This window comes from Litoreibacter roseus, from assembly GCF_009811795.1.
GTDB classification, from domain to species: Bacteria; Pseudomonadota; Alphaproteobacteria; order Rhodobacterales; family Rhodobacteraceae; genus Litoreibacter; species Litoreibacter roseus.
This window is the reverse complement of the sequence record NZ_BLJE01000006.1, coordinates 125405-140897: the sequence shown is the minus strand read 5'-3', so window position 1 is coordinate 140897 and position 15493 is coordinate 125405. Positions and strand designations below refer to the sequence as shown.

Annotated in this window: 14 protein-coding genes and 1 tRNA gene; 8 read left to right on the top strand and 7 right to left on the bottom strand. The window is 57.4% G+C overall.

Going from position 1 to position 15493, the window contains the following annotated elements:
• Positions 1 to 300: 300 nt before the first annotated feature.
• Positions 301 to 2058 carry an acetolactate synthase 3 large subunit gene (locus KIN_RS19610; RefSeq protein ID WP_159810308.1) on the top strand — a complete coding sequence of 586 codons (1758 nt, stop codon included), beginning with the start codon at positions 301 to 303 and terminating at the stop codon, positions 2056 to 2058.
• 40 nt (positions 2059 to 2098) lie between these two features.
• Entirely contained in the window at positions 2099 to 2668 is a 570-nt protein-coding gene (gene ilvN / locus KIN_RS19605; RefSeq protein ID WP_159810306.1) for an acetolactate synthase small subunit, read from the top strand.
• A gap of 124 nt (positions 2669 to 2792) precedes the next feature.
• On the opposite strand, the gene KIN_RS19600 is transcribed toward ilvN, so the two are convergent.
• Positions 2793 to 3032, bottom strand: coding sequence for a penta-EF hand family protein (locus tag KIN_RS19600; RefSeq protein ID WP_159810304.1), 240 nt, complete (start codon positions 3030 to 3032; stop codon positions 2793 to 2795).
• 349 nt (positions 3033 to 3381) lie between these two features.
• On the opposite strand from KIN_RS19600, the gene KIN_RS19595 reads away from it, so the two are divergent.
• A complete protein-coding gene (locus KIN_RS19595) occupies positions 3382 to 4536 on the top strand; it encodes an aromatic ring-hydroxylating oxygenase subunit alpha (protein ID WP_159810302.1) in 1155 nt (384 codons plus the stop codon).
• Positions 4533 to 4745, top strand: a complete 213-nt coding sequence (locus tag KIN_RS19590) for a hypothetical protein (RefSeq protein WP_159810300.1) — start codon at positions 4533 to 4535, stop codon at positions 4743 to 4745. The genes KIN_RS19595 and KIN_RS19590 overlap by 4 nt, the downstream gene beginning before the upstream one ends.
• Before the next feature lie 495 nt (positions 4746 to 5240).
• Here KIN_RS19590 and KIN_RS19585 read toward each other — a convergent pair whose 3' ends face one another.
• The 6 genes from KIN_RS19585 to pdxH all read right to left on the bottom strand — a co-directional run bounded on the left by KIN_RS19585 (position 5241) and on the right by pdxH (position 12229).
• Positions 5241 to 8924 (bottom strand): vitamin B12-dependent ribonucleotide reductase, encoded by a 3684-nt coding sequence (locus tag KIN_RS19585; RefSeq protein ID WP_159810457.1) that lies wholly within the window; start codon positions 8922 to 8924, stop codon positions 5241 to 5243.
• A 530-nt stretch (positions 8925 to 9454) separates the two neighbouring features.
• Positions 9455 to 10129 carry a helix-turn-helix transcriptional regulator gene (locus KIN_RS19580; RefSeq protein ID WP_243144983.1) on the bottom strand — a complete coding sequence of 225 codons (675 nt, stop codon included), beginning with the start codon at positions 10127 to 10129 and terminating at the stop codon, positions 9455 to 9457.
• Positions 10130 to 10318: 189 nt separating this feature from the next.
• Positions 10319 to 10395: transfer RNA gene (locus KIN_RS19575), tRNA-Pro, on the bottom strand.
• An 81-nt stretch (positions 10396 to 10476) separates the two neighbouring features.
• The gene (locus KIN_RS19570) at positions 10477 to 10866 is read right to left on the bottom strand and encodes a DUF192 domain-containing protein (RefSeq protein WP_373281683.1); all 390 of its coding nucleotides are present in this window, start codon (positions 10864 to 10866) and stop codon (positions 10477 to 10479) included.
• A gap of 90 nt (positions 10867 to 10956) precedes the next feature.
• Positions 10957 to 11487: a cold-shock protein gene (locus KIN_RS19565; protein ID WP_159810455.1), complete on the bottom strand. Its 531-nt coding sequence runs from the start codon at positions 11485 to 11487 to the stop codon at positions 10957 to 10959.
• A 136-nt stretch (positions 11488 to 11623) separates the two neighbouring features.
• Positions 11624 to 12229, bottom strand: coding sequence for a pyridoxamine 5'-phosphate oxidase (pdxH, locus tag KIN_RS19560; RefSeq protein ID WP_159810294.1), 606 nt, complete (start codon positions 12227 to 12229; stop codon positions 11624 to 11626).
• A gap of 155 nt (positions 12230 to 12384) precedes the next feature.
• Between pdxH and fabI the strand changes: the two genes are divergently transcribed.
• Genes fabI through KIN_RS19540 form a run of 4 tightly spaced genes read left to right on the top strand, consistent with a single transcriptional unit; the run spans position 12385 to position 15479 of the window.
• Positions 12385 to 13188, top strand: coding sequence for an enoyl-ACP reductase FabI (fabI, locus tag KIN_RS19555; RefSeq protein ID WP_159810292.1), 804 nt, complete (start codon positions 12385 to 12387; stop codon positions 13186 to 13188).
• Positions 13185 to 13796: a LysE family translocator gene (locus KIN_RS19550; RefSeq protein WP_159810290.1), complete on the top strand. Its 612-nt coding sequence runs from the start codon at positions 13185 to 13187 to the stop codon at positions 13794 to 13796. Before fabI ends, KIN_RS19550 begins: the two co-directional genes overlap by 4 nt.
• Before the next feature lie 10 nt (positions 13797 to 13806).
• Positions 13807 to 14307 (top strand): xanthine phosphoribosyltransferase, encoded by a 501-nt coding sequence (gpt, locus tag KIN_RS19545; protein WP_159810288.1) that lies wholly within the window; start codon positions 13807 to 13809, stop codon positions 14305 to 14307.
• The gene (locus KIN_RS19540) at positions 14304 to 15479 is read left to right on the top strand and encodes an aminotransferase (RefSeq protein ID WP_159810286.1); all 1176 of its coding nucleotides are present in this window, start codon (positions 14304 to 14306) and stop codon (positions 15477 to 15479) included. The genes gpt and KIN_RS19540 overlap by 4 nt, the downstream gene beginning before the upstream one ends.
• Positions 15480 to 15493: the final 14 nt, after the last annotated feature.

The window sequence follows — 15493 nt, the reverse complement described above, 5'->3', positions numbered from 1 at the left end:
ACTTAAAGCGCACAAATTTCGAAAATTCCGAGCCTGACCCGAATTGCGAAAGAAAAAGTCGCAAAAGCACCGCCCAGCGACAGAAAATTTATACTTTGGCTGTTGACGCCCACTTTTCCTTTGCTAATGTCGCTGCACTTGCAAAGGAGCTTGAGGAAAATGCCTATCCTCGTCGTCATTGTGGAGAAGTGGTGCATGGGTCGTTAAACGACATCCATATCGGAAACCATGCGCCCCCGCCCAGCAGGATCGGGGGCTTTTTTGTGGGAAACGGACGAAGACGTCAGCGGAGACAAACAGATGACACGTCAAATGACAGGTGCGCAAATGGTGGTTCAGGCTCTGATCGATCAGGGCGTGGATACGATCTTTGGATATCCCGGCGGCGCTGTCCTTCCGATTTACGATGAGATTTTTCAGCAGACGGAGATCAAGCATATCCTCGTCCGCCACGAACAGGGCGCGACCCACGCGGCAGAGGGCTACGCCCGCGCCACCGGCAAACCTGGCGTGGTTCTGGTTACCTCTGGACCAGGTGCAACCAATGCGGTGACTGGTCTGACCGACGCGCTAATGGATTCGATCCCGATGATCGTTCTGTCGGGACAGGTGCCCACCTTCATGATCGGCAACGATGCTTTTCAGGAGGCGGACACCGTCGGTATCACGCGCCCCTGTACGAAACACAATTGGCTGGTCAAAGAGACGGACAAGCTGGGCGATACGATCCATCAGGCGTTCCATGTGGCCACAAATGGCAGGCCCGGTCCCGTTCTGGTTGATATCCCGAAGGACGTTCAGTTCGCAAAGGGCTCCTATGTCGGGCCGCAGCAAGCGGACACCAAACACTACGCCCCGCGCGTGAAGGGCGACATAGACGCGATCACCGCCCTGGCCGAGCTGATGGAGAAGGCGCAACGCCCGATCCTCTATACCGGCGGCGGGGTCATAAACTCCGGCGATGCTGCGACGCAGCTGCTGCGCGAACTGGCCAAGGCCACGGGCTTTCCCGTCACCTCGACACTCATGGGTTTGGGGTGTTATCCGGCCTCTGGTCCGCAATGGCTGGGAATGCTGGGCATGCATGGGCTCTACGAGGCCAACATGGCGATGCATGACTGCGATCTGATGATCAATATCGGGGCACGCTTTGACGACCGGATCACCGGCCGCGTCGACGCGTTCAGCCCGAAATCCAAGAAGGCACATATCGATATCGATCCGTCTTCCATCAACAAGGTGATCCACGTGGATATTCCGATCATCGGCGATGTCGGCCACGTGCTGGAGGATCTGCTGCGCATCTGGAAATCGCGGGGCCGCAAGACCCACAAGGAGGGTTTGGCAAAGTGGTGGACGAAGATTGAAGAATGGCGTGCAGTGCGCTGTCTTTCCTACAAAAATTCGGAAACCGTAGTCAAACCGCAATATGCACTGCAACGTTTGGAAGCGCTGACGAAAGATCGCAAGGACCGATATATCACGACTGAGGTGGGTCAGCACCAGATGTGGGCCGCGCAGTATCTTGGTTTTGATGAACCAAACCGCTGGATGACATCGGGCGGCTTGGGAACGATGGGCTATGGCCTGCCCGCGTCCGTTGGTGTTCAGGTGGCCCATCCGGACGCGTTGGTTATTAACGTGGCGGGCGAAGCCTCCTGGCTGATGAATATGCAGGAGATGGGCACCGCGCGGCAATACGACCTGCCGGTCAAACAATTCATCCTGAACAATGAGCGTCTGGGCATGGTGCGCCAATGGCAGGAACTGCTGCACGCCAACCGCTATTCCCACTCTTGGTCAGAGGCTTTGCCCGATTTCGTGAAGTTGGCCGAAGCGTTCGGCGCCAAGGGTATTATCTGTTCCGACCCAGCTGATCTGGACGACGCGATCCGCGACATGCTGGCCCATGACGGACCGGTTGTGTTCGATTGCCTTGTAGAAAAGCATGAGAACTGTTTTCCCATGATCCCGTCTGGCGCGGCGCACAACGAAATGCTGATGGGCGATGCCTCGACCGAGGACGCCATCGACACGAAAGGCGCGGTTTTGGTGTGATAACAGTCAACTCAGACCGCCGCAGGAAAGTAAGACGCATATGTCCACGCTGAAAATCAAAAAAGGCACGTCGAAGCATTCGGCCTATGATCTCAAGGACCCCAATGCCGATATCATAGAGACGCATACGCTGACAGTCATCGTGACGAACGAGGCGGGCGTTCTCGCGCGGGTGATCGGGTTGTTTTCCGGCCGAGGTTACAACATCGAAAGCCTGACCGTCGCCGAGATAGATCATGAAGGTCACACGTCCCGGATTACGATTGTAACGACCGGAACGCCTGCGGTGATCACGCAGATCAAGGCGCAGCTCGGTCGGATGGTGCCCGTTCACGAGGTCCACGACCTGACCGAAGAAGGCCCTTCCGTGGAACGGGAGCTTGCATTGTTCAAGGTCGCAGGTCACGGGGACAAGCGTGTTGAAGCCCTCAGGCTGGCGGATATCTTCCGCGCAAATGTCGTGGATTCCACACTGGAAAGCTTTGTTTTCGAAATGACCGGTACGTCGGAGAAGATTGACGCCTTCGCCGACCTGATGCGCCCGCTTGGGCTGCAAGAACTTGCGCGCACCGGGGTCGCCGCGCTTGCCCGGGGACCGGCCGAGACCTGATCCGAAATAGAAAACCCCCGCCTTAATCCGACCGAGAGGCAGCCGATCAAAGGCGGGGGAGCATGTGGCGCGGTCCGGTATCGCGTAAGGGGAGGCTCGAGTTCCGGCCCGCGCGCAAGTGCTTTTAGCCGTCAGAAGTCGGGATCAACCCACCTTCTTCAGCAGCAGTGATTTCGCTGTCATCGACAACACCGTCGCTGTTTGTGTCAACGGCTGCAAAGCCGTCTTCTGTCAGCGTTGGGTAAGCTGCCAGCATTTCGGTGAAGGACACGACGCCATCACCGTCTGTATCCATGTCTGCAACGGCGGCGAATGAAGCTGTTGCGAAAAGTGTAGCTGCAGTCGCGATAAGTACTTTCTTCATAATGGTCTCCTTCAGTGAGATGTGACGCCCGACTACGTGTCTGGCGTGGAGATACACATGGCAGTGCACCGCGCGGGTGTGCAGGGGGTCAGGCAATCAGGCCGAAAAGCTGCCGTTTTCCGCTAGAACAGATTTCAGCCACAGGCGACGGCCCGCCCGCGCAAACCTGTTTATCCGAAACCCGCGAAAATCGGCGAAAGCTTTCCCAAGTCTACGCACACAATCGGCGGGAGGTGACCGATTTTCAGCATCAGAGCGACATGGCGGAACTTTCTATGTCGCGGGGAAACGGGTCGAAACGCTCCGAATCTTCCAAGATTGACAAAAGACTGACGCAAAGGAGGCCCCGATGAGTACTGATTTGTCCGCCATCAAGCGCCCTCTGGCGCAGGCAAATGGCCTGCCAAATGCCCATTACACGGACCCGACGGTGTTTGAGGAAGAAAAGCACGCGGTCCTCTTTGCAAACTGGACCGGTCTTGCGGTTGCGACTGACCTGCCCGAGCCGTGTGACGCAAAACCTGTGGAATTTCTGGGGCTGCCCTTTCTGCTCCTGCGCGACCGGACAGGTCAGGTGCGCGTCTTTCAGAATATCTGCCGTCACCGCGGTATGATCCTGGTTGATGGACCCCGCAAAATCGAAGGCGCAATTCGGTGCCCCTACCACTCCTGGTGCTACTCGACCGAGGGCAAACTTGTCGCGACCCCTCACGTAGGTGGGCCGGGACAAAACAGCCACGCAGATATGGATCGCGACACGCTCGGTCTTCTCGAAGTTCGAAGCCATGTCTGGCGCGATGTCGTATTTATCAACGTCTCAGGTAACGCCGCCCCCTTCGAGGAGGTTCACGCCGATCTTATCGATCGCTGGCGCGAATTCGATCAACCCATCTACCATGGCGGCCCCAAGGCCACCTTTACGCTGAAGGCTGAAACCAACTGGAAGCTCGCGGTTGAGAACTATTGCGAGAGCTATCATCTGCCGTGGGTCCATCCCGGTCTCAACAGCTACTCCCGGCTGGAGGATCACTACAACATTGTGGAACCGAGCAAGTATTCCGGTCAGGGAACTTTGGTCTACCGGCAATTCGAAAGCTCAACCGGGGCGACCTTCGCAGATTTCGCCGACCTTTCGAAGAAATGGGACGAAGGCGCGGAGTACATCGCACTTTATCCGAATGTACTTCTCGCGGCCCAGCGGGATCACAGCTACGCCATTATTCTGGAACCGAAGAGCCTCGCTCACACGTCTGAGCATGTCCACATCTACTATGCCACCCCCGAAGTCGCCCCGGATATGCTGGCGCGTAACACAGAACTCTGGCGCGGCGTCTTCGAAGAAGACATTTTTGTCGTTGAAGGGATGCAACGCGGGCGCCATTCACCGGGATTTGACGGCGGGCGGTTTTCACCTGCCATGGATGGCCCGACCCATTGCTTCCACGATTGGTTGGCCGATCAGATCCTTGCACATCGCCAGGGACACAGCCGCACCGCCGAATGAGCGATCTGGACGCGCGACTTTTGGCGGCCCACCGCGCAAATGATCTGGATGCCCTCATAACACTCTATGTAGAGGCAGCAGACTGCGCACCCTCCTCCGACGCGCAGGCCTTCTACCTGACCCACGCGTATGTCTATGCATTGGAAATCGGCGATCCCCGGTTCGCCGGTTTGAAATCACGGCTGGTGGCACAGGGACGGGACAGTTGATTTCTTTCTGGCGAAAATACTCACCGTCGGGCCGTCTGCCGCCCGCGAAACAGCCATAAAAAAGGGCCCCCGAAGGGACCCCTAGTTTCGCTGATCAGGCTCATCATTCTACCGCCCGTTAGTTTTTTTGCCTGCGGCCTGATCCGCGTCTAGGGCGAGCGCACCCGCCCCGGAACTCCGGCGTATCTTTCTGGAAGAAAGATACGCCGCGTTGGACAAAGTTGGTTTTAAAGAAAACCTGCGGAGTCCAACCCATATGCTAGAAAGCGCGATACTACCCCCAGTCCAAACCCTCCTCGGCTAAGACTTCTTCTTCTCCACAATGATTGCAGAAGGAAATCGCATCCTCTTTCGATAGCGTATAGCTTCCGCAATGCGAACATGGCTGGTTGAGATAGGGTAGCATTAGAATTCGCCAGGCATCCTGATCAACAAAACTGTCTAACGGATACAGGCCTGAAATCTTCCCTTTCATTCTTCTAGCAACGGTATTCATCAGCTACAGCCACTCGTACCGCCGCAGGTGTTGCACTTCATGCAGGTACCGTTGCGCACCAGCGTGTAGTTGCCGCATTCGCCGCACGGATCGCCCTCGTACCCTTGCATCTTGGCCTTATCGCGGGCGGTCAGGCTGACCGTTCCGCTTGAAAGTGCCGTTGACACTTCGGGCACCAGTGTCTGGAGCGCGCCCACCGGATCAACCGCGCCGTCCAAGGCGACTGCCCCCATTGCCGTCACGCCCGACATGCCACCCTGCAAGACCTTCAGTTCTTGCGGAACGCGTTTGCGCAGATATCCCGTGGAGCTGATCTGCTTGAGCACTTCGAGGGATTTGGATGCAGCGGTCTCGGACACATCGTCAAAGTTGCGCACACCCTCTTCTTCGCCCCGACCAAGATCGTCAAAGGTCTCGCCCGTTGGTTTCACATGGGCCAGATCGGTGCGGTCCAGATAGGACACGGCAAGTTCCCGGAAGATGTAGTCGAGGATCGAGGTCGCGTTTTTGATGCTGTCATTGCCTTGCACCATCCCGGCCGGCTCGAATTTGGTGAAGGTGAACGCATCCACGAATTCTTCCAGCGGTACACCGTATTGAAGCCCGACGGACACTGCGATGGCGAAGTTGTTCATCATCGCGCGGAAGCCCGCGCCTTCCTTGTGCATGTCGATGAAGATCTCGCCCAACTGGCCATCTTCGTACTCACCCGTGCGCAGGTAAACCTTGTGTCCTCCGACAACGGCCTTCTGCGTGTAGCCTTTCCGGCGCTCCGGCATCTTCTCCCGGTGCGAGCGGACGATTTCCTTCACGATCACCTTCTCGATGATCTTTTCGGCCAAAACCTGCGCCTTTTCGGTGTTCGTCCCGCTTTCCAGAACCTCTTGCGCATCCTCATCGTCCTCGACCAACGCCGCGGCAAGGGGTTGCGACAGCTTGGAGCCGTCACGGTAGAGCGCATTGGCCTTCACACCGAGCGACCAGCTGAGTTCATATGCCTTCTGGCAGTCCTCGATAGTCGCGTCGTTCGGCATGTTGATCGTCTTGGAGATTGCGCCGGAGATGAAGCTTTGCGCCGCGGCCATCATATAGATGTGGCTGTCGACACTCAGGAAGCGCTTCCCCTTCTTCCCGCATGGGTTGGCACAGTCGAACACATGGTAGTGCTCTTCCTTCAGATGGGGCGCGCCCTCCAAGGTCATTGTCCCGCAGACATGGTCGTTCGCGCTCTCGATCTGATCTTTCGAGAAGCCGAGATGCTTGAGCATGTCAAAGCTCGGGTCATTCAATTGGGCCGCTGGGATACCCAGCGTGCCGGTGCAGAACTCTTCACCCAGCGTCCACTGATTGAAGACAAAGCGAATGTCGAAGGCCGACGGAAGCGCTGCTTCGATCTTGGCCAGTTCCGCCTCGCCAAACCCGTGTCCAACCAGCGACGTGTGGTTGATCCCGGGCGCATTGCCAAGCGTTGCGTGGCCCACAGCGTAGGACACGATCTCTTCGACATGGGCGGAACCGTAGCCAAGGGTTTCCAAGGCAGCCGGCACCGACTGGTTGATGATCTTGAAGTATCCGCCACCGGCCAGTTTCTTGAATTTGACCAGCGCAAAGTCAGGCTCGATCCCGGTGGTGTCACAATCCATGACCAAACCGATGGTGCCTGTCGGCGCAATCACTGTGGCCTGTGCGTTGCGGTAGCCGTGCTTTTCACCCAGATCCAGCGCCTCGTCCCACGCGGCTTGCGCAAGTCCGACAAGCGTGTCGTCCGGGCAGCCGTCGATATCAAGCGCGACAGGCTTGACGTCCAGCGCTTCGTACCCGTCGCTGTTGCCATATGCTGCATTCCGGTGATTGCGCATCACCCGCAACATGTGGCTCGCATTTTTCTCGTAGCCGGGGAACGGCCCCAGTTCTTTCGCGATTTCCGCGGATGTCGCGTAGCTGACCCCCGTCATTAGGGCGGTCAGTGCACCGCACAAAGCCCGGCCTTCGGCGCTGTCGTAGCCCAGCCCCATGTTCATCAGCAGACCGCCGATGTTGGCGTAGCCCAGACCCAGCGTGCGGAAGTCGTAGGACCGCTGTGCGATCGCTGGCGACGGGAACTGCGCCATCATAACCGAGATTTCCAGCGTCAGCGTCCAGAGCCGCGTGGCGTGCATGTAAAGCTCGGCGTCGAACTTGCCGTCCGCAAAGTACGTGAGCAGGTTCATGGAGGCCAGATTGCACGCCGTGTCATCAAGGAACATGTACTCGGAACATGGGTTCGATCCGCGGATCGCGCCGTCTTCCGGGCATGTGTGCCACGCGTTTACCGTGTCGTGATACTGGATGCCTGGGTCGGCACAGGCCCATGCCGCATGGCCGACCTGCTCCCACAGATCGCGGGCCTTGATGGTTTTGGACACGGTGCCGTCGCGGCGGTTTTTCAACTCCCAATCATCGTCATTTTCGACGGCCTTCAGGAAGGCATCCGTGACCCGGATCGAATTGTTGGAGTTCTGGCCCGAGACCGAGTTGTAGGCTTCACTGTCCCAATCAGTGTCGTATGTCGGAAACTCGATGCTGTCATACCCTTGGCGGGCGTAGTCCAGCACGCGCTTCACGTAGGTTTCCGGGATCGCGACTTTCTTTGCGTCGCGGATCGCGTCTTTCAGTTGCGGGTTCGACTTGGGATCAACCGCATCTTCGGTCTTGCCATCCCAGCCCTTGATTGCCGCGAAAATTGCGTTGAGCTTTTGCTCGTGCATTTTGGAGCCTGCGACGATGGACGCCACCTTCTGCTCTTCCAGCACCTTCCAGTTGATGAATTCCTCGATATCCGGATGGTCTGCGTCGACGATGACCATCTTGGCCGCGCGCCGTGTGGTGCCGCCGGACTTAATCGCGCCCGCTGCCCGGTCACCGATTTTCAGGAAGCCCATCAGACCCGAGGATTTGCCACCGCCGGACAGCTTCTCGCCCTCTGCCCGCAGGCTGGAAAAGTTGGTACCGGTGCCGGAGCCATACTTAAACAGGCGTGCTTCGCGGACCCACAGATCCATGATACCGCCATCGTTGACCAGATCATCGGCCACGGACTGGATGAAGCAGGCGTGCGGCTGGGGATGTTCATAGGACGATTTTGATTTTGTCAGAACGCCGGTCTTGTAATCGACGTAGTGATGGCCCTGCGCAGGACCATCGATGCCGTAGGCCCAATGCAAGCCCGTGTTGAACCATTGGGGGGAGTTCGGCGCGGCCATCTGTTTGGCCAGCATGACGCGCATCTCGTCGAAATACGCCTGCGCGTCGGCCTCGGTGGAGAAGTAACCACCTTTCCAACCCCAGTAGCACCATGCCCCTGCCAACCGGTCGAAGACCTGCTTGGAGGAAGTTTCGCCGCCAAAACGCTGATCTTCAGGCAGTTTCTTCAGCGCGGCCTCATCGGGAACCGAGCGATTCAAGAAGGACGGTACACCCTTTTCTGCAACTTTCTTGGTGCGTGCAGGGACGCCCGCTTTCCGGAAGTATTTTTGCGCAATCACGTCGCTGGCGACCTGGCTCCAGCCAGCCGGGACTTCCACCTCATTCAGTTGAAAGACGATCGTCCCATCCGGATTCCGGATCTCGGATGCGGTGGTGGTGAATTCCAGGGCGTCGTAGGCGTCTTTTCCTGCAACGGTCAGCTTGCGATCAATCTTCATCTTACGGTTGTCCCATCCTTTGTAGCGTTGGCGTCCAACGCCGGTGCGCATGTCTTTCGTCTTGGCCTGCCTCCGCACGACCCGCTGCCTTTATCAGGCGCAGAACTCCACCGCTTGCACCGCCAACAGCAGCACAGCTCGGCATCTTTCGATGCTCTGTCATCTTCGGTATTTTGTGTCCCGTCCCTAGGGTGCAACCCCATATATGGTGTCGAACCCGTCAGCCCACACAACTTGACGTATTTGCTCACTCTGGGTCAACGGATTTTTTACCGAGATTTTGCAATTTTCCGACTTGACTGAAAACGCCGCTCGGTGGGTCTGTACAGATCCTCGGAAGTGTTAACTGCAGCAGGCTCAGACACGTCCGGGAAAAATGAAAAAAACGCAGGCGGTTATCTGCCGAAATTGGTGGTTTACGTGAAGCCGCGAGAGATTCGAATTAACGACTTCAGGATGTTGTCTTTTTTGCCATACCCGCCACCAGATATAGTTCGGCGCCCTATAAGAAGGCGACATTGACCCCTTATCTAGTCGCGACCGAGTCGCTCGTAGTTCAAAAGTCCCGCCCCCAACCCACGAATGGCAGCGGTCGTCCGGTCAGACACTTCCAGCTTTTCAAAAATCCGACGCAGCATCGTGTCAACCGTGTGCGGCGACAGGTCGAGAATTTCAGCAATGACCGAGTTGCTCTTACCACGTGCGATCCACTGCAGAATTTCCCGTTCGCGGGCCGAGAGCGTGGGGCGCTCTTCGCGCTCCTCGGTCGTAATCTCGCAATAGCGTAGATGCGCAATCTGGGCCGCACATTGAAATTCCAGAATATCCAGCGCGGATGGCGTGCTGCGCACATCTGACCCAAATCCGATGCCCACATATCCGGTGCGCTGACTTGGTCCGAAGACACGCATTGCCAGACCATCGCCCAGCTCCGCAGCCTCAAGATCCTTCATATACTTGTCTTCATCCTCCAGCAGCTTCGTCAGCTTGCGGATTTCAGACCATCGAAAAGGCGAAGATCGCGTTGCGGCAAGGCCTGGGATCGGATCAATGCGGTAGAGTTTCTGAGCGATGTAGGTGTTGACCCAGTCCTTGGGAAACCCCTCGGCGTAGATCATCGTGGCGTCGCCCGCCAGCTGCGGATCGTAATGGTGGTAGGACACCATCTTCATGCCGCGGCAAAACAGAAAGTCGACAAGCCCCATCCAAACGTCGCGGACATCATTCGATTGTTGGCAGATATTTATAAAGTCGTAAAATTTCTTATCCAGCGACATAAATACCCTGTGCCCGTCACAGACTGCTTCGCGTTGATACCATCAAACGGCTCAAACGTTGCGGTCATGAGCCGTATCGTAGCATCATCTTTTGAGAATGTGTGGGAAATCACCAGATGGTCGGGGCGAGAAGATTCGAACTTCCGACCCCCTGTACCCAAAACAGGTGCGCTACCAGGCTGCGCCACGCCCCGTCCATCTGTGACGGCGTTCCTAGCGAGTGTTGAGCGGTTTGAAAAGTGCAAAAACGGCTTTTTGAACTATGGGCCGCCGCATTATTCGCACGCCCACGCGGCGCTGTCCTGCGGAAGGTCCTGATGGCGCACCAAGGTCCCTTCAGCAATGCCGAGTTTGCTGGCCAGCCCCCCGTTAATCTCGAGAACGGCGAGAATGTCCGCCCCCCCAAAAATAGGCGTCTCATCCAGCGGAACGGCGTTTTCGTGCACCTTTTGCACCTGGCCGTCTTCATCGATGAAGATCATATCCAAAGGAATCAATGTGTTCCGCATCCAAAATGAGACGCTTTGCGGGCGTTCATAAATGAACAACATGCCGGCCTGCTGCGGCATCTCGGGGCGGTTCATCAACCCGAGACTGCGCTCGTCCGGCTCATCGGCAATCTCGACAGAAAAGTCCGCCTGCCCCCAATCGCCTTTCAAAGACACTCGGTCCGGCTGACAAGACGCAAACGCTGGCCCCGATAAAAAAGCCAGCGCAAAGATCGTCGCCGTCGTAGAAATTCTGAAGGTCATAGTTCAGGTGTTGGTGGTCGCGTAATCCCACGCATGCACTTCGGCAGCAAGCTTACCCCGGTCACCCTCGACAATCCGCAAGCACACGGCTTCACCGGATTGCAGGTCCGCGAGACCACATCTGTGCAAGACTTCGACATGGAGGAAGATATCCTCAGACGTGCCGTAGGCATTTGCGAAGCCGAAACCTTTTGCCTTGTCGAACCATTTCACCCGGGCCGGTGTCAGGCCGATGCCGTCAAGGTTGACGTCCATGATGGGCAAAGCGCTGGTTTCTGGGTCAAGTGTCGGCGGTGTCAGCGACAGAACTTCGACAGCCTGCAAACCGCGATCTGTCTGCTGGACCCGAAGCTCAACCTCGCTGTTATCCGCGACAGAACCCTGTCCGAAATTCCGCAACACATTCGCATGCAAAAGGATGTCTGGCCCGCCAGTATCGGCGACGACAAATCCAAAGCCTTTCACTGCATCAAACCACTTTACGCGGCCCACAATACAGAAATCGCTTTCTGACACACTCGTTGTTTCGTTCATTAGAATTGCGCCGAATTCATCGACGCCTCCATGCCTGCCCATGGCAACCTCGTCATGCTACATTCAAAAAAGGTTTCACGGTTTTACGTTCATTGAAAGTAAGTGTTTCCTGTATTCGCCCAAATCCAGGCTTTTCCTATGGGTTTAGGCGAGATACTGCCCACTTTTCATCCTTTGATGGACGGGTCCATCGAAACCTATCGTGCAGGCGGAATGCACCGTCTGCCCAGAACTCTATTTCCACCGGCGTGATCTTAAAGCCACCCCAGAAGGGCGGCCGTGCCGGGTTCGTCCCATGTTCCGCAGTCACCTTCGCAACTTTGGCCATCAGACTTGCCCGCGACGCCATCGGTTTGGACTGCTCGGAAGCCCAGGCCCCCAACCGGCTTTTCAGCGATCGAGACGCATAGTATTCATCCGCCTTAGGTCCATCCTCTTTCGTCACGTGCCCCCTGACGCGAACCTGCCGCCTCAGAGATTTCCAATGTATCACAAAAGCGGCCTTGCCCGCAGTCCCGCATTCACGTGACTTAACTGAGCCGTAGTTGGTGTAGAACACAAACCCGTCCTCTTCGATGCCCTTCAAGAGCACCATCCGGGCGTTAGGCATCCCATCATCATCGACGGTCGACAAAGCGATCGCATTGGGATCATTCGGTTCGGACGCCTCGGCCTCAGCCATCCAATCCTTGACGATCACAAACGGATCTTCGCCCGCAAAAATGCCAGTTCTGTCGCTCATCACACCCCCAAAACGCGAAACATCTCACCAACCAAGCCGCTGCCACGAAACAAGTGCGACCTTGCATTCAATTCGACCCTACGACGCCGCCTTGAAGCCCAAACTTGTTTCGCATAGACCGGAAACCAAACATAAAGATGGGTCCGAGGGGCGAAATGGCAAATGGTTTGATGGCAGGCAAGCGTGGCCTGATCATGGGCGTGGCGAACGACAAGTCGATTGCCTGGGGCATCGCGAAGGCTTGCGCGGATCAAGGCGCCGAGCTTGCATTCTCTTATCAGGGCGAAGCTTTGCTGAAGCGCGTACGTCCATTGGCCGACAGTATTGGTGCCAAGCACGTGCTGCCGTGCGACGTCGGCACGCCCGCCTCGATAGACGCGTTGTTCGAGACATTGGCCGCCGACTGGGGGAAACTTGACTTCGTCGTGCATGCGATTGGTTTTTCTGACAAAAACGAGTTACGGGGTCGGTATGTTGATACATCCCCCGAAAACTTCCGTATGTCGATGGACATTTCGGTTTATTCTTTCACGGCTGTTGCACAAAGAGCCGAAAAGATGATGCCCGACGGGGGTTCCCTGCTAACCTTGACCTATTACGGGGCCGAGAAAGTTATGCCCCATTACAACGTTATGGGTGTTGCGAAGGCTGCATTGGAGGCGTCCGTCAAGTACATGGCCGAAGATCTGGGCAAGGACGGCATCCGCGTGAATGCGATCAGTGCCGGGACGATCAAGACACTTGCGGCCTCTGGCATTGGCGATTTCCGCTACATCCTGAAGTGGAACGAGTACAACGCCCCCTTGCGCCGGACGGTGACGCAGGAGGAAGTTGGCAACTCGGCGCTTTACCTCCTGTCTGACCTCGGCAGCGCGGTCACGGGTGAAGTGCTTCATGTGGACGCGGGCTATCATGTGGTCGGCATGAAGGCCGTAGACGCACCGGATATCGAGAAGTGACGCTAGCCGCACTTCTGACGTTGATGGGTCTGCAAGTTCTCATCGCAATGAGCCCTGGGCCGGCAGGCGTGCTTACTATCAAGACCGCCGCGGCGGATGGCGCGCGCGCTGGCATTCTGCTCAGTCTCGGTTTGGCCATCGCAATTGTCATCTGGGCGGTGTCCGCATTGGCCGGGCTGTCTTTGCTATTCGAGATCGCACCATTCTTGCAAACCGCATTGCGCATCGTGGGCGCAGCGTTCCTGATCTGGATCGGGTTCACACTCTGGCGTCACGCGAAAGAACCGATGCCGGACGTGTCCGCGGCAGCCGTGAAACGCCCCCTGGCCCTGATCCGCCTTGGTCTTTGGACCAACATCGCCAACCCCAAGGCGCTGGCCTATTTCGCGGCGGTGTTCACGGGCATCATGCCAGCGGACGCATCGCTTGGGTGGGCCGCCCTGATCATACTTGTGATCTTCGCGATTGAATTCACATGGTATTGTACGCTTGCGCTGGTGTTCTCGCGTCCGGCACCACGCAGAGCCTATGCCCGGGCAAAGAGCTGGCTGGACCGTCTGTTCGGCGGCATTGTCATGGCGCTTGGCGCCCGCATCGCACTACCTTGAGGAGCCTCCGATGACTGACCGCCTGCCCCACGAAAAAGGCTTCCACATCAGTTGGGATCAAATCCACAGGGACAGCCGCGCGCTGGCCTGGAGACTGGACGGCCATGGGCCCGACAATGGCGCTTGGCGCGCAGTCGTGGCAATCACGCGGGGCGGCATGGCGCCTGCGATGATCGCTGCGCGGGAACTGGACATTCGCACGGTCGACACGATCTCGATCAAATCCTACGACAACCAGACTCAGTCCGAGGCGAAGGTTCTCAAGCGGCCCGATGACACGCTTATGGGCGACGGCACCGGGATCCTGATCATCGACGACCTCGTAGACAGTGGCAAAACGCTCGAAGTTGTTCGCGAGATCTATCCCAAGGCTCATTTCGCCACGGTGTACGCCAAACCAAAGGGGCGTCCGCAGGTGGATACGTTCATCACGGAAGTGTCGCAGGACACGTGGATCTTTTTCCCGTGGGACATGGCATTGCAATATGTCGAGCCCTACCGCGGGACATGACATCCCTGAACCCGAACATGGCCGCGACCTTCGCGCCTCCTGTGATGGAGGCGCGGCGTTGGCTTGAAGGGGTGGAGTTCTCCGCCGACACACCGCTTCTGAACGTGTCTCAAGCAGCACCCGTTGACCCGCCTCCGGCACCGTTGCGGGCGGCGATGGCCGAAATGGTGATGGAGGACGACGGCACGCATCTATACGGCCCGGTTTTGGGGCTGGAGGCATTGCGCACCGAGATCGCCGAAACATGGTCCGCTGCATATGGTGGCAAGATCTCCACGGATCAGGTCGCAATTACGTCAGGGTGCAATCAAGCCTTTGCCGCGTCCATAGCCTTGCTTGCGGCGCCGGGGGATGAGGTGATCCTGCCAACGCCTTGGTACTTCAATCACAAGATGTGGCTCGATATGAGCGGCGTGACCGCTGTGCCGCTGCCAACGGATCAAAACCTGATGCCTTCGGCAGAAGACGCGGCGCGCTTGCTGACATCAAGAACACGCGCCATCGCGCTGGTTTCCCCCAACAATCCCGGCGGCGTGGAATATCCTGCCGAGGTCCTGACAGAGTTTCGCGATCTGTGCCGCACCCGTGGCATCGCCCTGATCGTGGACGAAACCTACCGGGATTTCGACAGCCGGGACGGCGCACCACACACGCTGTTCCAAGACGATTGGGACGATACGCTGATCCACCTCTATTCCTTCTCGAAGACCTACCGCCTGACCGGTCATCGGGTTGGTGCTTTGATCGCGTCCCCGAACCTGCTGGCGGAGGCCGAAAAGTTTCTGGACACTGTCACTATCTGTCCAAACCAGCTGGGCCAACGGGCAGCGCTTTGGGGTATGCAAAATCTTGGGCCATGGGTGGCAGAGCAGCGCACTGAAATCCTGAACCGCCGCGACGCGATCACAAGCGGGTTTCCAGCTTTGACCGAGCGCGGCTGGCATCTTCATGGCTGCGGCGCATACTTCGCCTATATGCGACATCCATTCGCGCAAGCGTCCAACCTATTGGCGCAACGCATGGTCCGTGACATCGGCGTTTTGTGCCTGCCGGGAACGATGTTCGTGCCCCCCGATGATCCAACGGGGCCAGCCACCTTGCGCATTGCCTTTGCAAACATTGACACGGACGGGATTGAGACGCTTTACAAACGGCTGGAAACGCTCAGTTAGCCTTGCCCCCTCTG